19 protein-coding genes and 1 pseudogene are annotated in these 21,728 nt (G+C 41.4%); all 20 read left to right on the top strand.

From position 1 onward, the window contains the following. Window positions 1-128 precede the first annotated feature (128 nt). The gene (locus tag DUK53_RS06010; RefSeq protein ID WP_036132616.1) at window positions 129-1,610 is read left to right on the top strand and encodes a TIGR02677 family protein; all 1,482 of its coding nucleotides are present in this window, start codon (window positions 129-131) and stop codon (window positions 1,608-1,610) included. Then, window positions 1,611-2,795, top strand: coding sequence for a TIGR02678 family protein (locus tag DUK53_RS06005; protein ID WP_036090414.1), 1,185 nt, complete (start codon window positions 1,611-1,613; stop codon window positions 2,793-2,795). A gap of 16 nt (window positions 2,796-2,811) precedes the next feature. Beyond that, a complete protein-coding gene (locus tag DUK53_RS06000) occupies window positions 2,812-6,939 on the top strand; it encodes a TIGR02680 family protein (RefSeq protein WP_036090416.1) in 4,128 nt (1,375 codons plus the stop codon). Further along, a complete protein-coding gene (locus DUK53_RS05995) occupies window positions 6,932-8,215 on the top strand; it encodes a DUF2399 domain-containing protein (RefSeq protein ID WP_036090420.1) in 1,284 nt (427 codons plus the stop codon). The genes DUK53_RS06000 and DUK53_RS05995 overlap by 8 nt, the downstream gene beginning before the upstream one ends. Window position 8,216: 1 nt before the next feature. Continuing rightward, complete coding sequence (locus DUK53_RS05990; protein WP_036090423.1) at window positions 8,217-9,293, top strand: threonine aldolase family protein; 1,077 nt, start codon at window positions 8,217-8,219, stop codon at window positions 9,291-9,293. Window positions 9,294-9,459: 166 nt separating this feature from the next. Continuing rightward, entirely contained in the window at window positions 9,460-11,139 is a 1,680-nt protein-coding gene (locus DUK53_RS05985) for an alpha/beta hydrolase (RefSeq protein WP_036132617.1), read from the top strand. 79 nt (window positions 11,140-11,218) lie between these two features. Continuing rightward, window positions 11,219-11,890, top strand: a complete 672-nt coding sequence (locus tag DUK53_RS05980; RefSeq protein WP_036090429.1) for a response regulator transcription factor — start codon at window positions 11,219-11,221, stop codon at window positions 11,888-11,890. Beyond that, entirely contained in the window at window positions 11,887-12,936 is a 1,050-nt protein-coding gene (locus tag DUK53_RS05975; RefSeq protein ID WP_036090431.1) for a HAMP domain-containing sensor histidine kinase, read from the top strand. Before DUK53_RS05980 ends, DUK53_RS05975 begins: the two co-directional genes overlap by 4 nt. Window positions 12,937-13,078: 142 nt before the next feature. Then, complete coding sequence (locus tag DUK53_RS05970) at window positions 13,079-13,591, top strand: hypothetical protein (RefSeq protein WP_052164987.1); 513 nt, start codon at window positions 13,079-13,081, stop codon at window positions 13,589-13,591. Window positions 13,592-13,620: 29 nt separating this feature from the next. Beyond that, on the top strand, window positions 13,621-14,214 hold the full coding sequence (locus DUK53_RS05965) for a hypothetical protein (RefSeq protein WP_124892627.1): 594 nt from the start codon (window positions 13,621-13,623) through the stop codon (window positions 14,212-14,214). Between the two features lie 214 nt (window positions 14,215-14,428). Continuing rightward, window positions 14,429-15,445 carry a zinc-dependent alcohol dehydrogenase gene (locus tag DUK53_RS05960; RefSeq protein WP_036090438.1) on the top strand — a complete coding sequence of 339 codons (1,017 nt, stop codon included), beginning with the start codon at window positions 14,429-14,431 and terminating at the stop codon, window positions 15,443-15,445. An 82-nt stretch (window positions 15,446-15,527) separates the two neighbouring features. Beyond that, window positions 15,528-15,905 carry a hypothetical protein gene (locus DUK53_RS17775; protein ID WP_236637274.1) on the top strand — a complete coding sequence of 126 codons (378 nt, stop codon included), beginning with the start codon at window positions 15,528-15,530 and terminating at the stop codon, window positions 15,903-15,905. Continuing rightward, window positions 15,898-16,323: an AAA family ATPase gene (locus DUK53_RS17770; RefSeq protein WP_236637273.1), complete on the top strand. Its 426-nt coding sequence runs from the start codon at window positions 15,898-15,900 to the stop codon at window positions 16,321-16,323. Before DUK53_RS17775 ends, DUK53_RS17770 begins: the two co-directional genes overlap by 8 nt. Before the next feature lie 15 nt (window positions 16,324-16,338). Then, window positions 16,339-16,623: a hypothetical protein gene (locus DUK53_RS05950; protein WP_036132619.1), complete on the top strand. Its 285-nt coding sequence runs from the start codon at window positions 16,339-16,341 to the stop codon at window positions 16,621-16,623. A 14-nt stretch (window positions 16,624-16,637) separates the two neighbouring features. After that, a pseudogene (locus DUK53_RS05945) lies at window positions 16,638-16,811 on the top strand (GNAT family N-acetyltransferase); the annotation flags it as partial. Between the two features lie 44 nt (window positions 16,812-16,855). Then, window positions 16,856-17,359: a hypothetical protein gene (locus tag DUK53_RS05940; protein ID WP_036090440.1), complete on the top strand. Its 504-nt coding sequence runs from the start codon at window positions 16,856-16,858 to the stop codon at window positions 17,357-17,359. After that, a complete protein-coding gene (locus DUK53_RS05935; RefSeq protein ID WP_036090443.1) occupies window positions 17,356-17,865 on the top strand; it encodes a hypothetical protein in 510 nt (169 codons plus the stop codon). The genes DUK53_RS05940 and DUK53_RS05935 overlap by 4 nt, the downstream gene beginning before the upstream one ends. A gap of 22 nt (window positions 17,866-17,887) precedes the next feature. Continuing rightward, window positions 17,888-19,801: a BglG family transcription antiterminator gene (locus tag DUK53_RS05930; RefSeq protein WP_036132622.1), complete on the top strand. Its 1,914-nt coding sequence runs from the start codon at window positions 17,888-17,890 to the stop codon at window positions 19,799-19,801. Window positions 19,802-20,113: 312 nt separating this feature from the next. Further along, entirely contained in the window at window positions 20,114-21,409 is a 1,296-nt protein-coding gene (locus DUK53_RS05925) for a PTS sugar transporter subunit IIC (RefSeq protein ID WP_036132626.1), read from the top strand. A gap of 12 nt (window positions 21,410-21,421) precedes the next feature. Further along, a complete protein-coding gene (locus DUK53_RS05920; protein ID WP_036132628.1) occupies window positions 21,422-21,727 on the top strand; it encodes a PTS sugar transporter subunit IIB in 306 nt (101 codons plus the stop codon). Window position 21,728 lies beyond the last annotated feature (1 nt).

Below are 21,728 nucleotides of genomic sequence, written 5' to 3'. Positions count from 1 at the left end.
AAACTATAATGTACATTTCTAATGTTATCTTCGTTTGAATAGGTCCAAATATGTTATAATTAGTCACAAGAAGTCATGCTAAGTTATTGAGGAGCAGACCCAAAATAAGCTAGAAGAAGGGATATTTGATGAATAATCAGGACTTTTCCAAGTTGAGTGAAGCTACCTATGTAACAGCGGAAAATTACAAGCGATATCGGCTAATTATGAGGTATTTTTATGACCAACATCGTAGTATGAATGATTTATTGTATCGTGGTGATATTCTTAAATTTATGCAAGAAGATATTAAATTCCCAAACTACCAAGAAAAAGAATTGGATCAGGATTTAAATAGTTTGATTTCGTGGGGGAATCTCGAGCAACGCCAAGAAATGAGCCAACCTAAATCCATTGAGGAATATAAAAATCGGCATTTTAGATATCAAATTTCGGAGACAAGTGTTGTGATTGAAGATATGCTAGAAAACATCGCAAACCTACATAAAGGAACTCGTGGCTCGCTAGATAAAAATATATTTGAACGATTATTAGTTTGCCTTACAAGATTAGAAAAGGAAACGCCAGAAGGACAACAATTGTTGGATATTTGGGAGGATACGGTTACACATTTTAGCAGAATTAGCAAGAATACGACAGACTATATTGGATATCTAAATAGTGAAAAATCTGAGCTTCAAATGCAGACGGAAGTTTTTTTAGTATATCGTGACAAGTTTATTAATTATTTAAGGGATTTTATTATCGCCATGCAAAATAAAGCCTATCAAATCCAACATAGCTTTGAAAACGTTTCGGAGGCTTGTTTGGAGCGAATTTTTCAACAGATTTTAAAGAAGGAAAAAGAAATCCCTCGTTTAGAAATACTGACTATAGATGAAAATCAAGTCAGAAAAGAATTTTTTGAGAAGTGGAACAATATGAAATCATGGTTTATTGATCAACCTCATAAGGCGAGTGAATATAGTTTATTGCTAAATCAAACGAACCATGCTATTCGAAAAATGACACACTTGATGCAGCGGTTTAGTGATCAAATGCAACAGTATCATAGTCGGAAAAAGGATTATATGCTGTTGGCGAAATGGTTTTTAGATTGTGAAAACTTAGATGAAGCGAATGAATTATCGGCGTATTTGTTTGGGTTTGAAAAGACGAAGCATTACTATGTGAAACCGTGCTCTTCTGATAATAAATATGAGGATATGTGGGAAATAGATCCGACTATTCATGAAACAGTACCAAGAATAAGGTCGTATTCGAGGAAAACCAAGTCTGATTCATTTGAGAGAAAGCAAGCCGAAAAAGACGAGTTGCGAAATAAGCATTTGCGGGAGAATAAGCAACTAGAAAACGGGATATTAAGTTACATTAAAGATAATAAAATTGATTTGAAAGATGTGGGATTTGTAGAAAAAGATGTGCGAAAAATTCTATTAAAGTGGCTAAGTCTATCTTTCCAAAAAGAGGATAATATCATTCAAACGGAATTTAATATGTCCATTAAAATAACGGTGGATACGGCTGAAATAATAACACTTTGCTCGGAAGATGGCGAACTAACAATGCCTAGGGTAGTATACAATATCCTGAAAAAGGAGATAAGTTAAATGGTTGCTAGCAATGAGGAAATAGCTGAGGCAGTTGGTGTTTTATTTGAAAACTATTGGATTGTTCGAGAACGGCAAAGGTATGAATATCATTTAATAAAAAGCAATGAGCGTGAATTGATAAGACATTTGATGGAGAACTATGGTTTAAAACTCATTGTACGTAGTCATTTTATCAAGTTAGAAAAAATTCCGATTCAAGCGAAAAGCTGGATGGGGATGGCGGATTTTAATACTTTGATGGAATATGCTCTCTTTTGTTGCGCTATGGCCTATACGGAGGAAAAAGGAGAAGGCGAGCCATTTCTGTTAAATGAGTTGGTAGAGGAGATTGAGCTTTTTTATCCTGAAAAAGAAGGGCTGGATTGGACTAATTATAGACATCGAAAAAGCTTGGTCAAAGTATTAAATAAAATGGTGGATTTGCAACTGATTGAAATAATAGAAGGAAATACGAATACTTTTGCGGAATCGAAAGAGCAATATGAGGTACTTTATAGGATTAGTAAATACAGCAGATATTTTATTCGAACATACCCAGAGGATTTTCAAATTTATAATAGTGGTAGGGACTTTATTTCGAATGAAAGAAGAGAGAAGCTGGCGGATTATGAAAATAGAGTGAAAATTTTCCGAACCTTATTGATGGAGCCAGCTATTTTAAGAAATGCAGATAATGAATCCGAATTTTATTATTTACGAAATCAGGAGGAGAACATACGTCATTTTTTTGAAAAATTCACACCATTTTCTTTTGAATTAACAAAAAATGTGGCGATGTTGACTCTCCATGATCGAAAAGCACAATATGATACATTTCCGTCGCTAAAATCACTAGATGACTGCTTTCTTCAATTGGTAGACTACGTTCGAGGAGATGGGTTGGAGTATAATGCGTATGGAGAAATGATATTGACTTCAAATCAGTGGAAAACATTAGTTGGAGATCATGCTGCTAGAAACAGAGGTGGATGGTCAAAAAAGGATCAGGAATTATCGTTGGATAAACTTGCGGCTGTGTTATTAGAAATCGGAAAAACGTGGGGAATGTTGCGTGAAAATAAGTTGGGGAATATAACTATTATGCCTAATTTTGCTAGAAATATAGGGCGTTATCCAGCAGGTTTTGACTCGTTGTATCCAGAGGCATATAAAGAAAAGATGAAAACTCAAATTGATGACTAACAACGGAGGTAATAGTATGGCGATTAATGATTCGAAATGGGAAGTCAACCGAGTAGGCTTGATTAATTTTTGGTATTATGATGAGGAATATTTTGAATTTGCTGATGGAAAGATGCTTTTAAGAGGATCAAATGGTTCGGGGAAATCTGTTACAATGCAGAGCCTGTTTCCTGTATTATTGGATGGGAAAACTATCGCTAATAGACTGGATTCATTTGGTAGTCGTGCCAGAAAAATGGAAGAGTATTTGCTAGGTGAGGAAAATGTTACGAAATTAAATGATCGGACAGGTTATTTATTTATTGAGTACAAGAAGAAGGACCATGATATCTACATGACGACAGGTATTGGTTTGAAGGCAAAGCGTGGAGGAGTCTTGACTAAATGGTATTTCGCTTTGATAGATAATCGCCGAATTGGGCATGATTTTAGTCTTTTTGACGAGGTGAGTGGGGATAAGCTACAGCCACTTTCTAAAAGGCAACTTATCAATCGAGTGGAGAGCGGCGGAGTTGTGCTAGACACACAAAGAGAATATCAAGAGCTGGTCAACCAAAGAATTTTTGGTTTTGCTACAATCAGTGATTTTGATAATTGTATAAATTTGCTTATTCAACTGAGAAGTCCAAAATTGTCAAAAGAGTTTAATCCTACTGTTATTTTCGGGATATTATCTAATTCATTGCCGACATTAAAAGAAGATGATTTACAAACGATTTCTAATACATTGGATCAGATTGATTCGAGTAGAATGAGATTAGAGCAGTTTGAACGGGAGAAACAGGCATTAGAAGGCTTAAATAGTGTATATACCGATTTTTATGATGAAAAATTGCGTATTATTGCAAAAAAATGGCTAGACAGTATAGAGTATACTAAGATAAAGCGAATAGAGCTTGAGCAACATCAAGCCGAGCATTTAATTTTGAAAGAAAAACTACTGGATTTAGAGTCAGAAGATCATGATTTGGATATGAACTTGGCCGTTTGGCGAGATGAAAATGAGGAATTGAGTCATCACAAGGATTTTCAGTTAGTTGCTCAGGGGCAAAAAACAAAGGAACATTTAGAAAAACAGTCTGAGGTAGTGAAAAAGCTTCATAGCCAATTGAAAGCAAAGGAGAGTTACATCAAGGAAATTAAAGGCCGTTTGCAAGAACTGGAAGTGGAGCATGATAATCTGGAGAAAGAGAAGCATGATTATTTGGACGAGATGGTTGATCATGCCGAGTCTGGCGGATATGCTATCAAACACTTGCTACATTTAGATAGTAGTAAGCGGCAGGATGAGAAGTTGGTATTGAATTTTTGGAGTGCGGATATTAAGGCATATGTAAGCCATTTACAAGAAGGGATCGAGCGTTTAAAAGAAATTCATCGTGAGCAGATATATTATTCAAAATTAGATAGTGAGCTTGGTGAATACTTGGAAAACCGTGATTTGCATCAGAAAAATCAGCTTCATTGGCAACAGACTTACAGAGAAGAGCGTGAAAAACTAGCAACGAAATTGCATGAATGGAAAAATCAGTTGCCATTCTTTCTAGATGTAGATGTTTTTAAAGGCGTATTACGTGATTTAGAGGGACTATATGATGAAGTGACTATATTTGAATTTGCAATAGAGCCTTTGTACCGGGCTGTAAAATTAGAAATAGAAAGACTGGATAGATCGTTATTGCCACTTGAAGCTGAAATGAACAGTTTGGAAGTTGAGATAAAGCATCAAGAGTCAGAGCGACAAGCATGGCAGGAGCAACGCGAGCCTGAGCCACTAAGGAGCATTGCTAGTACTAAGTTTCGAGAACAGTTAGTTGCGAATGCCTCTCCATTTTATGATTGTGTGGATTTTAGGGAGGAGCTTTCGGAGGAGCAACGGAATAGAATAGAGGGCGCATTATTAGACAGTGGAATACTGGATGCATTAGTGACGGAGGATTTTTTAGCTTTGGAAGGAGATCGGCAACTGATCCCTGTCCCGTTAACGCCTGATAAGAAGGCTTTAACAGAGTATTTAGTGGCGGATTGTGATGGGCTAAGTCGACATAGTGATTATATAACGCAGATTTTACGTTCTATCGAGGTCTCGGATGATTGTAATAATGACGTAGGAACTTGGAGGATTAGTACGGAAGGTAATTATCAGATGAACTTACTACGAGGTGTAACGGCGAGTGATTACAAGGCGATGTATATTGGGAAGGCTAGTCGGGAGCGTTATCGAGCAGAGCAGATAAATAAGATTAATAACGAGTTAGATTTATTGAATGGGGAATATATGAATTTAAAAGAAAATAAAATGATATTAGTGAAGAAAGTGGAAGACGCAGAGCAAATGGTGAATAACTTACCAAGAGATGATGAGTTGAAAACCACGTATGAGGAGAGTAAGAAGGAAGGGAGAAACGTGCAGGAATGGAATGAGAAATTATCTAAAAAACAGGAAGAGATGAGAGAAAAAAAGAAACATATGGATAGCTTAAAGTGGGGATTAACCCAATTTACAACGGAGGATGATCTTGAGTTGAATCTAGAGAGTTACGAGGGTGCGTACAAGGAGATGATAGATTATCAAGACGCTTTTTCTGACTGGAAGGATCGGTTGACAGGATTACAATATGTGATGGCAAAACAAAAAGATCAGCAACAGCAACTAAGCATTCAAAGCGAGGAAATGGATGAGAAGCAGCTGGAATCTGATGAGGCTCAGGATTCTCAGGATCTTTTAGAAAAACAGTATGATTCTATAATGGCACGACAAAAGTTGAGCAAGTTAGATGATATTAAAGCCCAGATTGGGCAAGTTAAGTTGAACATTCAAGAAGGTGAGAAGCGCAAAAAAATGATAAGTAGGAGCACGCTTGAGTCTCATGGACGTAAGGTTCAAGTTGAGTCTAAGATAGAACAGTTAGCTGGGAAACTGGATTTTGATGTTATATTTGAACAACTGTTAGCGAGTACTTTTACTCAGGAGTTTAAGCGTTATCGGGTAGTGAATAATGAATTGGAGATGGAGGATGAGGCAAAAGGGATGATTCAGGGTTGGGAGTATAATGATAGCCATTTATATCAATTTGAAAGGAAATTAGATAAAGTATTTTCTGTATCTGAAAGTAATCTTCTAGAGTATCGGCCATCCGTGAAGAGAGCTGTTATCTTGTCTGAACCGGATTATTTGGAAACTTATACGGATGAGAGCGATATGTCTATGATTGAAAATTGGCGAACATTAAACCAACAAAAAATTCTGGAAGTGAACTCGGAAGGCGCTTGGATTCATCCGCAGTTGCTGATAGATCGTTTGAATTCTCAGATTGAACAGGCCAATTTGATACTGCGAGAGAGTGATGAGGAACTTTTTGAGCAGATTATTTTTCATTCTGTAGGCAAAATAATTAGACAGCTCATTCAAAAGGCGCAACGATGGGTGATACAGATGAACGCAATTTTAAAGGATCAGGATAATTCGTCTGGACTAACGTTATCGATTAATTGGGTTCCGAATACTGGTGATAGTGATGATGAGCTATCGACGAAGGAATTAGTGCGACTGTTGAAGAAAGATACTTCTATTTTAAAAGAGAGTGACACGGAGTTAATGAAAAGGCATTTCCAGGCAAAAATAGCACACGCGAAAAAAGAACAGAAAGAGGAAGATAGCGGGGATAGCCTGTACCAGATTTTGCAACAAGTATTGGATTATCGGAAGTGGTTTCAATTTGAAATGAAGTATCACAGGGTGAATGAAGGAGTGTCTAAGCTAAATAATAATGAGTTCAATAAATTTAGTGGCGGTGAGAAGGCTATTTGTATGTATCTCCCTCTTTTCACGGCGGTATATTCGAGATATGAGGATGCGAGCGCTAATGCACCCTATATTATTTCGTTAGATGAGGCTTTTGCAGGGATTGATGAATTAAATATCGCGGAATTATTTAAGGCGACGGAACAATTGGGCTTCAACTACATCATGAATTCGCAATCTTTACAAGGAGAATTTGCTACTGTTTCCAGTTTGAATACGTATGAGTTAATTCGACCAAGAAATGCCGCAGTGGTAGGGACATTGCAGTATCATTGGGATGGATATACAAAGAAACTTATTTTGCCTAAAAATGGTGACGAGGAACTAGTGCATGAATAGGAATGAGTTATATGAAGATGCTATTCATTATTTTAATAATCGTGTAGCTTTAAAAATCTTTTTTGAGGAAATGGAGCGGAAATATAAATCTTATGGTCGCTTTCAAGGAAATGTTTCGAAAAAGGGATTTCATAATGTTGATGTGGAGCCGTTGTTGCAGTTTATGGGGATAGATCCTTGGGAATGGGATGAGGTGAAACATATTAAAATTGCTACTTTCATTAAACATTATGAGAGTAGTAAGTTTGAGGAAATCCCTTTAAAGGATGTTGTGGAGGCAGTTTTAGGGCGGAGATTGGTGTCGAACAAAGAGAAGCAAGAGCGTGAAGAAGAGTTGTTGCAAATTTTTGTGAGTACGGTAGAGAATATTTCATCTGTCTATCTGGAAATCCCTTTAAAACCTTTTTATAAGTGGTATTTAATAGATGGAATTGATTGTTTGAACGGTTTTTCTCAAGTTAAGGAAGCTTTGGGAAACATGCCAAAAGAATACACGAAACTCCCGGTATTCGCATATCAGCAGACAGGGAATCCGCACGCTTTTGATAGTACTACGTACAGAGGTCAGCTATTATTGGCGGTACTAGGAGTGTTATCATTAAATAAAGAACAGATTTATACGTCGCGAGTAGAGAGAGAAAATGAAATATATGCTGGATTTCACTTGATTAAAGATGATATTATGAATTTTGCAGCGATAAATGGTTTGGTTGCTTTTAAGAAGAGCGAACCAATGGCGATGTGGCGGAGTGCGTGCGAGAGTAATAGTCCGTGGAATGTTCCTGTGAGGCAACTAATCGAGATTACCACAATCAGGCCGAATAAGGGGAAGAAAATTATACTGATAGAAAATTCAGGTGTTTTTTCAGTGTTACTAGATAAATTTCCAGATCTACCTATTATTTGCACAAATGGTCAATTTCGATATGCGATTTGGCTATTGTTAGATAGGTTAGTGAATCATGATGTTCAACTGTATTATTCGGGTGATTTCGATCCTGAGGGTATTGAGATGGCATCCAAATTAAAAAGTCGATACCAAGATAAGGTCTTTTTTTTAGCGATGGATGCAGTAGCTTATTTGGAGAGCAAACCAAGTGTGCCACTGGATGGAGACCGTTGTAAGAAATTGCGAAACGTTATTGTTGTGAATGAATTAAATGATGTTAAAGAGAAGATATTAGAGCTCGAATTGGCAGGCTATCAAGAGGGAATAATTGAGCGTATAGCTACAGAAATTAGGCAGAAATTTTATAATGATAAGGGGTTATTATGACATGGTAACAAATAGATTATTAAAGGATTCATTCAAAAAAACGACGTACAAACTTTCGCAACATGGGCCGCGTAATGCTAGTGTTTTGAAAGAGGCTTTTGAATCGGTTGATGCGGATTTGGAAAGTGATATTTACGGGGAAGGTGCAGTTATCGAGAATTTTCAGGACAAAATCGCGGCGTTTTTAGGGAAGGAGACGGCTGTGTTTTTCCCAAGTGGGACGATGGCGCAGCAAGCTGCATTGCGGATTTGGGCGGACGAGAAGGGGAACAATAAAATCGCGTATCATCCGCTTTCTCATCTCGAAATTCATGAGCAGGATGCCTTGAGGGAGTTGCAATCGATGGAGCCGTTATTGCTCGGGAAGGCGGACCGTGTGCCGACGCTGGATGATATTCGCAATTTAAATGAGCCGGTTTCGTGTATTTTACTTGAGTTGCCGCAACGTGAAATTGGTGGGCAGCTGCCAACGTTTTCGGAGTTGGAGGAGATTTCGGCGTATTGTCGCAGCAATGGGATTAGGCTTCACCTTGATGGCGCGCGGTTGTGGGAAGTCACGCCGTATTATCAGAAGTCGGAAAAAGAGATTTGTGCGCTGTTTGATAGTGTTTATGTTTCTTTTTACAAAGGACTTGGCGGTATCGCGGGTGCTATTTTGGCTGGCGATGCGGATTTCACAAAAGAGTCGAAGGTCTGGAAACGCCGTTATGGCGGTGATTTGATTAGTCTGTATCCGTATATTGTGTCGGCGGATTATTATTTCGATAAACGAATTGGCAAAATGGGGCAGTATTATGAGGCGGCGAAGGATTTGGCGCGTCGATTTAATGCGTGTGATGGTGTGCGTACGGTGCCGGAAGTCCCTGTTTCCAATATGTTTCATGTGTATTTTGAGAAATCGGCAGAAGCCATCGAACCAATTTTAGCAAAAATTCATGCGGAGACAAATGTTGGGTGTTCTGGATACTTGCAGGCGAAACCGGTTGATGCGTGTGGGTTTGAGCTGTCGATTGGGGATGCAGTGGCGGAAATTCCTGCTGAAAAACTGGATCAAGTCTTTGAATTGTTACAAAAATAGTTAAATAAGTGGAGACGGGTCAATGCTGCGAAATCAGTATTGGCTCTATTTTCATGGAGAAATTTTGCGAGATATTAATAAAACGCTTTATTTATCGTAATATTTGTATTATAATTGTAATATAAGAAATGAATAAGAAACAAATCTATTGAAAAAGGAGAACAAGATGAAAAACAAAAAAATTATCCCGTTGTTTTGTGTCGTAGTAGCAGTCATCATAATCATCATTATCTGTATATTCCCAATGTCCGCAAAAGGTCCGCAAGCTATGGTGTTACCAACGACGAGCCAGCAATCGATGCCAATCCAAAAAACACCGATAACCACGGTAGATTACAATTTAGGCAAAGGATTCTTAAAAACACCAGGAAAAGTGGATATGCCCTATATGAAGCAAGGCGTACTCTCAATCCCAACAGGAAAAGGTGGTCCATATCCGCTCGTTGTTATCATTCATGGACGCCACGGCATCCGAGATTATGAGCATATATCAGAAGCTGAAAAGTATTACAAGGGCTTTACTTACTTGACCCAGTCACTAGCAAAAGAGAAATATGCAGTCATTAGCATTGATGTGAACCCTGAGCAATACGAGGTTTATAAAGAATCAATCGAGGATGGCGCTATTGATTATGGTAATTCTAAAAATTATGAGCGTTTAATCAGCATCTACAAAGCGCATCTTAGCGGATTAGCCAAGGCCGTGAAAGGAGAAACTTCGAATTTTAAAGTAGATTTGAAAAATAAGATTAATCTTAATGACGTGACACTTATTGGTCATTCGCGTGGTGGGCAAGGCATTGATTTTCTTGCTACAAGTTTGAAAAAAGAAGGGAATAAATCGATTAAGGGCATGATTTCGCTGGCACCATCGAAGAATCTGCCAAATGCGCCGTATACGGATGTTCCTCATGGTTTTATTATTCCAGAGTACGATTTTGACGTGGATACATTGGAGGGGCAAATTTCTTTCGACGAACTAAAGGTGAAAAAGGGCCGCAAGTCATGGGCGAATGATGTTTTTTTAAGAGGCGCGAACCATTATTACTTTAGCAGAAAATTGGACTTGGGCTTCACGCCGAATGTGCCTAGTGACAACGTTTTGGATAAAAATACAATCAATAGAAAACAGCACGAAACTTTTCTTACAAATTACGCGGCTGAGTTTCTAGGTATTATTCACGGTAAGCAGAAGCCAAAAGCTAATTTTAACGCGAATGGTGTGGCTCCTCAAAAAATGTACGGATTGAAAGTAATGAGCTCCATGTATACCCCGAAAACAAAGCAAATATTCACGGCGGATAAGAAGATTCAGGTGAAAACATCGGACATGAAGAGTAAATATGTCGTGGAATCTGTGGATAAGAAGCGAAATACAGCGGGTTATTTTAAACATCCGATTGAGACAGAGTTCAATTTGAATGGGCCGAATTTGAATTTGCTCAATATGCAGTGGACGAATAAAAAAGGAAAAGCAACGTTACCAATGGCTACAAAGGACTTTTCTAAATTCAGAACAGTGCGTTTGCTGATAGCGCAAGATAGTACCAATAAAATAAATCGTGGAAAGGATCAGGCGTTTACTCTTGTTTTCACTGATAAAAAAGGAAAGCAAGCAAGAATTATTCTGAGCAACAATACACCGGCGCTTAGTTATTTATATGGGGTTGAAGAAACGTCATATACAACAGAGCCGTTTTGGTTAGGATACACGCCACTGATGGATGTGAGAATTCCGCTCGCTTTGCTAACAAATGTGAATAAGAGTGAGATTCAAAGTATTGGTTTTGAATTCAATCAGACGAATGCAGGCTCGATTATGCTACGGGAAATGGTGTTGCAATAGGGAAATTTTTTCTAATAGAAACAATTTATCAACATTTTAGGTGTATAATATAATCAAAATGGTGAGGGAGTTGCGGATTTTGATTAATATATTAGTGGTGGAGGACGATGCGAAATTGAATCATATTACGTGCGCGTATTTGGCTAGCAATGGTTATGCGGCGAAAGGGTGCGCGGGGCCACAAGAGGCGTATGATTTAATGTATAGCAATCGATATAGTTTAATTATTTCGGATATTATGATGCCAAAAATAGATGGGTTCGAATTCGCGGAGACGGTGAGGACGCTGGATAAGGATATTCCGATTTTATTCATGTCGGCGAGGGATGATTTGGCGGCGAAACAGCGCGGTTTTCGGATTGGTATCGATGATTATATGGTGAAGCCGATTGATCTTGATGAACTGGTTTTGCGGGTGACGGCGTTGCTTCGAAGGGCGAATATTGCGACGGAGCAAAAATTGGTGGTCGGTAGTTTGACAATGGACGCGGCGGCAGTGAGCGCAACGGTTAGCGATGTTGATGTGCCGGTGACGGTTCGCGAATTTAATGTGCTCTACAAATTGCTGTCTTATCCGAATCAGGCTTTTTCGCGGGCGCAGTTGATGGATGAATTCTGGGGAATCGAGAGCCAGACGAGCCTGCGCGCGGTGGATATTTACATCACAAAAATCCGCACGAAGTTCTCAGATTGCACCGATTTTAAAATTGTCACCGTGCATGGCATCGGGTATAAGGCGGTGTTGGCATGAATGACGGCAGCTTGAAAAAAATGAGTCGCTTTTCTTGGTGGGAATATATCGCTGTTTTGCTGGCGCTCGGCGGGCTCGCAATGCTTCCGGCGTTGATGTTTGGCGCGGATATTTTGAAGGAATCGGGGCCGTATCTTGGTTGGTATATTTTATATTGGGCGATTATTGCGGCGATTTTCTGTATTTTCACGGGGTATCAAAAATATATCGCGTTTGATAAGCCGATGCGTGAGTTAAGTCAGGCGACGAAGCAAGTGGCGGAGGGGGATTTCACGGTTTATTTGAAGCCGCTACACCGGGTGGACAAGCATAATTATATCGATGTCATGTTCCAAGATTTCAACAAAATGGTGGAGGCGCTGGGATCGCTCGAAACGATGAAAACGAACTTTATCGCGGATGTGTCTCATGAAATCAAAACGCCATTATCGATTGTCCAAAATTACGCGACGGCGCTGAAAAACGAGGATATAGCGCCAGAAATACGCAAAGAGTATGTAGAAACGATTATTACAGCGTCGCAGAGTTTATCGGTTTTGGTGACGAATATTTTGAGTCTGAACAAGTTGGAAAATCAGAGTATTCCGTTGCTGGACGAGCCGTATGATGTTTGTCGCCAGCTTTCTGATAGCATTTTGGCGTTCGATGATTTACTGGAGCGAAAGGGTATACGCCTGGTGGTTGATATCGAGGAGCAGGCATCGATTTACGCGGATCCGGATTTAATGGAAATCGTATGGCGGAATTTGCTGTCCAATGCATTGAAATTCACGGAACCTGGCGGGGTCATCACGTGTACGCAAACGTCGACGGCAAATTCGGTGCGTGTCGCGATTTCTGATACGGGTTGCGGAATGAATGAGGAAACGAGGACGCGGGTTTTTGAGAAATTTTATCAGGGAGATTCGTCGCATTCAAAGGATGGAAACGGCTTGGGCTTGGCGCTTTCGCTACGGGTGATTGAGCTTGTGGGCGGGACCATCGAGGTGACGAGCGAGCTTAGCAAAGGTTCGACGTTTGTCGTCACGCTAAAAGCTGGGTATTAAAAATAGCAGTCTTGGATTCGAAACTGGAATCGGGGCTGTTTTTTTTGCGTGCGAATTAACATTTCAGAAACATTTTAGATGCAAATCGCAAACATTTGTTTATTAAGATAGGTATATCAAATGAGGCGAGGGAGAGATGGACATGAGTGGTAGAGCGGATTTTGTGGGGTATGAGTACAAGGATATCACGATAAATCAGGAGCAAGAATCGCTGTTTATCGATGGCTACACTAATTTCGGCTGGGATTTGGACAGTGTGTCAAAATCGGTGACTTCGCTGAAAATCAAGTTTAAGCGGGATCGGAAAATTCGTAATAAGGCGGAATTGACACGGTTACAGCGACAATTCGACGCGTGTGTGGATGAGATGGAGCAACTGGAGCGTTCGAAAAAAACGACGGCGCGAATCGTGGCTTACGGCATCGCTTTGGTGGGAACGATTGGCATGGCGTGTTCCGTGTTTGCCGTCACGAGCGGGCTCATCACGCTTTCCATCATTTTCGCCATTCCAGGCGTTCTCGGCTGGTTGATACCATATTTTAGCTACAAAAAATTATACCAGAAAAAAACCGCCGAAATCACGATTTTGATGGATCAGAAAAACGAAGAGTTGTACGAAGTGAGCAAGAAGGCGAATGGTTTGTTGCCGAAGTAATACCAATTTTGAAAAAGGGGCGCGGGAATGTGAGGGACAGATATACAAGGTGCATGTATTTTACAACGATTGCCGTGCCGTTTAACGCGATGCTTGCGATTGGAAAAATTGTTTTAGGCGTATTTTCGCTATCTTTTATTCTCGTTATCAACGCTTTTTTCAACATTGGGATGGCGGTCGCGAAATATTTGGCTGTTAAAACGCATCGTACGAGTAGTGTCACCGAGAGGGATCAGCGGAAATCGTATCGCAGCATCGGTTGGATGATTTTGTTTTCGAGCATTATGTTTATCGTGTTTTGCAGCGTGCTGACGATCTCCAATACGGCGATTAAATACGATCCGCACATCGCTGTTATCATTGCGACTGTGACGTTTACAGAATTGGTGTTGTCGATTCATGGGATTATAAACGCGCGAAAAGATAAGAAATTAATCATGGAAGCGGTGAAATTGACCAATTTTGCGTCGGCTTTGATATCGTTGGCATTGACGCAAGCCGCGCTCTTGTCTTTTGCATATGATGGCAATGTGGTTGGCTATAATATGATTTCTGGACTACTTTTTGGGACAATTTCAGGTTTTATCGGCATATATATGATTTTGAAGAGGAGGTTGGCGTGATGTTAGGATTCCAAATTACATTATTGATAGTTGGCGCGGTGATACTCTATATTTCCATCGCTAATATATTTGAGATGTTAAATAAAAAAGCGCAGAGGAAGTGACAACGATGAAAAAGATAATCATAGGTATTGCAAGTGTTTTAGCCGTTTCTGGCACTGTTTTAGCATATAAAAAGCTTCGTAAATAAAATAAGAAATGAGGAGAATGTCATATGAAAGCAGCAGTTTATTATGGAAAAGAAGGAATTCGAGTAGAGGAAAAAGCGGTGCCGCAAGTTGGTGAAAAAGATGTTTTGGTGAGGAATCTTCGAGCTGGGATTTGTGGCACGGATATTAATATTGTGCGAGGCGGAGCTGGGAATCGCGGTATTAGCATTGGCGCTGAGTTTGGCCATGAGATGGTCGGTGAGGTGGTTGAGATTGGCGCGGCTGTAGCGAGTGAAGTTGCGAAAGGGATGATTGTTGGGATTAATCCTGTGACGGCAAAACGAGCGGGACGCCGGCAGTCGCTGGAAGCATCGGGATTCTCGGAATATGTGCTGATTGAAGACGCGGCGCTGAACTATAATTTATACGATATGGGCAAGGATTGTTCGCTAGAATCGGCGGTATTGATGGAGCCGATGAGCGTTGGTCGACACGGTGCATTCCGCGCAAATCCGAAACCAACTGATAAACTTGTCGTGCTGGGCGCGGGACCAATCGGGATGTCTGCGGCGGCGAGCTTGATTGCAGAAGGGTTTCCGAATGTTTGTGTGGTGGACACGAATGACTGGCGATTGCAGAAAGCGGAACACCTTGGCGCGAGCGTTTTAAACACGATGAAGCAGGATTTGGCGGCAGGATTAAGCGCGCATTTTGGGGAAGTAAATGTGTACGGGCAGGTCGTTCCGGACGTGGATCTTTTTATCGATGCAGCGGGCGCACCAATTTTGTTCAAGCAAGTGATGGCAATCGTGAAACCAGGCGCAAAAATCTCGATTATCGCGGTGTATAAAGATGAAGTGCCAGTGAGCTTGGCGCAAGTTATGTCAAAAGAAGTGAGCATTCAAGGCGCGAGCGGTTACACAGACGGTGATATTCGCAAAGTTGTCGATCATATTATCAACAAGAAAACCGATATCGCAACGATGGTTACACAAGTTTTCAAATTGGTTGATATCGAAAAAGCGTTTGATGTCGCGATCAAAGGAGAAGGCACGGTGAAAGTGATTGTCGATTTGACGTGAAAAATGGATAGGAAGGAGCCACTCGGAATTCGGGTGGCTTTTTTGGTATAATGGGCTTAAAGCTAAAAAAGGAGGGCCCACTATGCAATATGTCAGGTGTTTTGAGTTGTCGAGTGGTTCTGTTACGAATCCGAATATTTATCCGTACAATATTTTGCGTGGGAAATCGGGCGAGATATTTATTTTTGATACGATTACTATTTTATATGGGAACAATGGCTCTGGGAAGTCGACGTTGCTGAATCTCATGGCGACGAAGCTAGGTGTGGCAGGCGCTGAGCAGAACAAGGCGTGGAGTAAGATGGATTATTTTTCGAACTATGTAGCGGAAAGTAAGGCGAGCTTTGGAACCACGGAAGATGGTGTTCGTGAGCTTGCGATTCCGGCGAATAGTCGCTATATTAAGAGTGAGGACATTAATCCAGCAAGAGGCGATTTTGCGGGAGGGTTATGTGTATGAGCGTGGTCGTCTGGGGCAAACAAAGGAGGAAATCGCAGAGCATCAAGGGTCTTATGCGATGAAAAAGGAGATCAAACGCCTTCAGTTTGCGCAGGAGAAATATTCTAACGGTGAAACGGCGATGCAGGTTTTTGAGGATTATATTGTGCCGGACGGGTTTTATTTATTGGATGAGCCGGAAAGTTCGCTGTCACCGGAAAATCAAATGAAGTTGGCGGAAATCATCAATCAAGCCGCGCGATTTTTAGATTGTCAGTTTGTGATTGCGACGCATTCGCCGTTTTTACTGGGAGCGCTATCAGGGACGATTTATAATTTGGACCGGGATGGTTTGCAAACGTGTGCTTGGACGGAGCTTGAGAATGTGCAGTTGTTAGAACGGTTTTTTCATGAACGGCAGGATGCATTTCGAAAATAAGAGAGGAGATTTAAAATGATTATAATAATGGTGAGTCACGGCTGGCGTGTGCATTCGGATCATCGTGTGCGCATTTATCAAGAGAGCGAGGGGAATCTGGCAATTTTTCTGGACATGAAGGAATTCGGCGATCCAGCGCCACTCTTAATTGATTTGACCGAGCAATCAGCAAGCATCACATCGACGCCGCATTTGGTTGAGAAAATAGAGGTAACATTGACAAAAGAAATCGTGATTACGTGGAACGCCGAGCCTTTCCAATTGTCCGCGACGGAAGGCATTTACGAAGACAGCGAATAAGAGGAGGTTCCGCCATGTATCAGATAACGACCGCATTACCGGCCGCATCCGAATTTGTCCAATTGCGGGTGGACTGCGGGCTGAGCTTCCGAGACATTGAAACTTCTGCAAAAGCACTGCCCCAAAGTGAGTATTTCATCGGTTTGCGAAATGAGGAGAATGGTGATCTGATCGGTATGGGCAGGATTTATCGGATGGAATGAAAGAGTAATCAAGAAAAGGAGAAAATCCAATGCAACCACCTAAAACCCAAGATTCTGTCATCAAAGTAAGCAGTTGGCTACTCATCGTTTACTCCATTATCGAGATAATAATTTACCTCGTATTCTTTATTCTGAGCAAAATTGCAGGCAAATATTTAAGCGGATTCATCGACCAGCTAGCGACGAACTACATTGATTTCGCCTTTCACGAGCAAGTTTCTAAGTTCGCCAGTTCATGGACGATCAACCTGATTCTAGATTCTTTCGTCTTCACAACGGAAATATTCCTACTGTTCAGCATCATCCGAATCATCACGGCTATCTTGATTCTGAAACAAAAGAAGTTCTCATTTTTGCTAATCATCGCGATGATTATTTGGGGAATCTGGGTTTCTTTCACGGCGATTATTTTTGTACCATTGCTCACGATGATCACATTAATCGGTAATGTCGGACTGTTTCTCCTGATTATATCTAGAAAAGAATATCGACTACTCGTGTTTAGTGGTTGGAAACGAGGATTTAGGAAATGAAGAAAATAGCCCTGATTGTTCTGAGTTTATTTCTGCTTACCAGCTGTGGGATGGTGCCTAGTAATGATGAGCAGATTCAGAAAACAACGCCTAAAATTACGTTGAAGTCGTCGCCAGGCACAGAAATCAAACCATCGAGAACAGATTATAGCTGGAATGGAGAGCAAACGAAAGCTTATTTTCCTGCACCAGAAGATTTTTTGAATAGCAAAAAATTAGTCCAGACAGATAACACGGATAAAGTGCAAATCACGATTCAACAAAAAGTGAAAACGGGTATTTTAAAAGCCTCACATCTGAATTCAATTACGCTAGAAATGGTTCCTAAGTCAGGCGATGACTTTCTGCAAGTCGATGTAAAGAAACTAGAGGATGGAACTTGGCAATATAACGTTCCATCTGAGTTCGGTAAGTATATGTATATTCTCAAGGAATTATACGATGGCGATGGGTACGAAGACGGTTACTATGTCACTTACTATTTTGGCTTGGAAGTAACGGAATAATGAAAGAAAGGAGGAGGTCCAGATGAGTGAGTCAATGATTCCGGTGCCGAGATGGCGCGATTTGCTCCAACTACTATACGTAAAAATGGATTTTGTCAGTGGAAAAGAACTTGGCGAGCAGCTTCATGTGGATCCGCGGACGATTCGCAATGATATAAAAGCGCTTCACGATATTCTGGGGCCATCGAAAAATGAAATCACATCTGTGCGTGGCGTTGGTTATAAGCTAGTTGTGGAGGATGAAACGGCGCTACGAAACCTGCTTCTCGTCTACACTAGCGAGCGATCTAATCTCCACATCACTCCGATGCTCGCCGAAGATCGCACAGATTACATCATTCGCTACCTCCTTCTGAAAAATAAATATGTCAAACTGGACGAAATCGCGGATGAGCTTTATGTCAGCAAGTCGACTATCAACGCGGCTATCCCAGAAGTGAAGAAAAAACTGGCGGAATTTGATTTGAAGCTTGGCAAAAAGGCGGGATATGGGGTTAAAATACTCGGAACGGAGCTCCATGTCCGTTTTTGCTTTTCGCATTATTTGTTAACAGAATCACGAAGTTTGCTCATAAGTGAGGCGGAACAAGGCTTTTTCGAAGAGGTTGATTTGGAGGGGATTCAGCGTATTGTCGCGAAAAGTGTGTCTAAATATGAGATTCATATGACCGATATTGCGCTGAAAAACCTGATTATCCATATTGCAATCGCGATTTGTCGGATTCGGGATGATTGTTATGTTGCAGCGGATGAGCTTTTAAATATTGAATTTAACATGCAGGAATTGCGGGCATCGCAGACGATGATTCGGGAAATTGAGGCGCAGGAAGGTGTCGTGTTTCCTGAAACCGAGCTGTCCTATTTGTTGCTGCATCTCAGCGCAAAACATATCGCGACGGATTACGACGATTATCGGGAATTTATGTTAGTGAACAAAATGCTTGAGCGGATCCAAAAACGTTATGGTTACGCGTTGCTTGGTGATCAGGCGCTCATTTCCAACTTGATACTCCACTTAAAACCAGCGATTAACCGCATAAAATTTCAGATGAACATCCAAAATCCGTATTTGTCGAATTTGAAGCAGAACCATCCGTTGGCGTTCGAGTTGGGTTTGACGGCGAAAGATGTGCTGGAGGAGGAGCTTGGCACGAAGGTGAATGAGGCGGAGGCTGGGTATTTGGCGATTCATTTACTGTACGCGCTGGATAAAGTACAGGAAAGCGTTAAAAAACGGGTTTTGATTGTATGCGCGTCTGGATTGGGAACGTCGCAACTTTTGCAGTCGAAGGTGAAAAAGGCGTTTGCGGAGGAATTGGAGGTTATTGGCGTGTACTCGTTTCATGAATATGAGAGTCGACCGGTAGCTTGCGATTTCGTCATTGCGACGGTACCATTGCGCCATCAAAGCCATCCGTACGTACAGGTTTCGCCGTTCTTGATGAAGTCAGATATGCGGGCGATTGAAGCGATGTTGGGAAGTGGCTCGCCGTTTCAGATGGAAAGCGTGTTTTCGGAATCGCTGTTCGTTGTTTCGGAAAAGGATTGGGATAAGGAGCGGGTTTTACGAGAATTAGCGGGGCTTTTGATGAAGCAGGGGTATGTTGGCGAGGACTATTTGCCGTCGATTTTTGAGCGGGAATTGGTAGTTCCGACGTTTCTCGGAAATGGACTGGCAACGCCGCATCCGATTCAAGCAGATGTGGCGCGGACGGCGATTGCGGTGTGTATTTGCGAGGCACCAGTGTTGTGGAATGAGGAAGATTGCGCGCAAGTGGTGTTTATGCTGGCCGTGAAAAACAAGGAACAGTCGCAACTTACGACGACGTATGAATTAATTAGTGACATCGTTGAAAATCCGAAAGTCATGCGGCAACTGAAGGCAATTCGTGATTTTGACGGTTTTATGCATATTTTGAAAAAAAATAAGACATAATCCAAATAAATCGGCGGCAAGCGTTCGCATTCAGGGGATTTGGCGGACTTCCGGTTCTCACATACACCAGTATGCTCCGCTTCCGGCTTCCACCAAATCCCCTGAATACAAACGCTTTCGCTCGATTTGTGTGAAGCATTATTTTCGTCTTACCCAAAAATGAATGGCAAGGCGATTTTATCTTGTTTGGAATTAGTCCTAGCTGATTTTTGCGGATTTCCTTTGTGAGTGGAATCTTGCGGAAAAAGACTGGCTTTATTTACAGAAAAGAAAGCGCTACACTTGAGGTATAATGAAGAGGAGGTTTGCAACATGAAGAAATTTGTTGAAAAATTGGGCTGGGTTTCGCAAAAGTTGGGAAATCAGATCCACCTTAAATCAATGCGTGACGCGTTTGCCACGATTTTACCGTTTATTATGCTCGCGGGTTTTATGGTGTTGATCAATAACGTCATTATTAAACCGGATGGCTTTATGTCGAATGTGATTAGTTCGGCGACGTTGACTACTTGGCAGGAGCTGGGGAACAGTATTGTGAACGGGACGCTGGGGATTATCACGATTTTGATTGGGGCGTCGGTTTCTTATTTTCTAGCGCAAAACCGGAGATTCGAAAATCCGTTCGCGCCGGCTTTGCAAACGATTGCACTGATTATCATTTTTATCCCATTGGCGACAGAAGTGATTCCGCTTGGCGCGACGAAAGCTGTGGAGGTTGCGGGTGTTATTCCGACGGCGCTTACTGGCTCGGCTGGGATGTTCGTGGGGATTGTGACGGCGCTTTTGTCTACAGAACTGTTTATTTATTTTTCGAAAAGCGAGAAGTTGAAAATCAAGATTTCGGGTGAAAGTGTTCCGCCTGCTGTTATTAAATCGTTTAATGTGTTGATTCCGACGATGTTGACGGTGCTGGTGTTTGCTTTTGTATCATTCTTGTTGACGCAACTGTTCGCGTTGAATATTTATGCTTTGATAGGAACGATTATTCAAAAACCGCTGACATTCTTAGTGACGAGTGTTCCAGGATTCTTAGCGTTGATGACGATTTCGCAGATGCTGTACTCGATTGGGATTGCAGGAAGTGGAATTTTGGGACCGATTATGGATCCTGTTTTGCTTGCGAATATGCAAGATAATATGACGGCTTATGCGAGTCATGCGGCGATTCCGCACATTATTAACACGACTTTCCGTGACATTTTCGGTGTTATGGGCGGCGGCGGAAATACGATTGCGCTGCTGATTGCGATTTTCATATGGAGTAAGCGGAAAGATTATCGCGAAATCGCGGCGCTTTCGTCTGCACCAGGGCTTTTCAATATTAATGAACCGGTCGTTTTCGGACTACCGATTGTGTATAATTTGAGCTTGATGATTCCGTTTATTATTTCGACACCGCTTTGTTTGCTACTGGCCTACATTGCGACAAAAATAAATATGATTTCAGAGGTCGTCGTGATGGTTCCATGGACGACACCCGTTGTTGCATCAGGATTTCTAGCGACAGGCGGAGATTGGCGAGCAGCAGTTTTTCAAATTTTCTTAGTTGGCGTTTGTGTGCTGTTGTACCTGCCGTTCTTGAAAGTCAATGACCGGATTAAAGTGTAAGGAGAGTTCGCGATGAAAAAATTAATGTTGATGTGTAATGCTGGCATGTCTACAAGTGTGCTCGTTCGAAAAATGCAAAATATAGCGGATGAGAAGGGAATCGCGATTGATATTTGGGCGATTTCGGAGATTGATTTTGAGAAGAATTGGCGTCTGGCGGATGCGATTTTGTTGGGGCCACAGGTGAGCTATATGCAAGACAAGGTGAGTGAGGCGGTCGAAGGTTCGATTCCAGTTGGCGTGATTGCGATTGTGGATTATGGCCGGATGGATGGTGAAAAGGTTCTGGCGCAGGGCTTAGCGCTGTTGGAGGAGTAGT

The organism is Listeria sp. SHR_NRA_18 (genome assembly GCF_003856515.1).
Lineage (GTDB): Bacteria > Bacillota > Bacilli > Lactobacillales > Listeriaceae > Listeria_A > Listeria_A newyorkensis.
The sequence above is the reverse complement of the archived record's forward strand: the minus strand, read 5'-3'. Positions and strand labels throughout refer to the sequence as shown.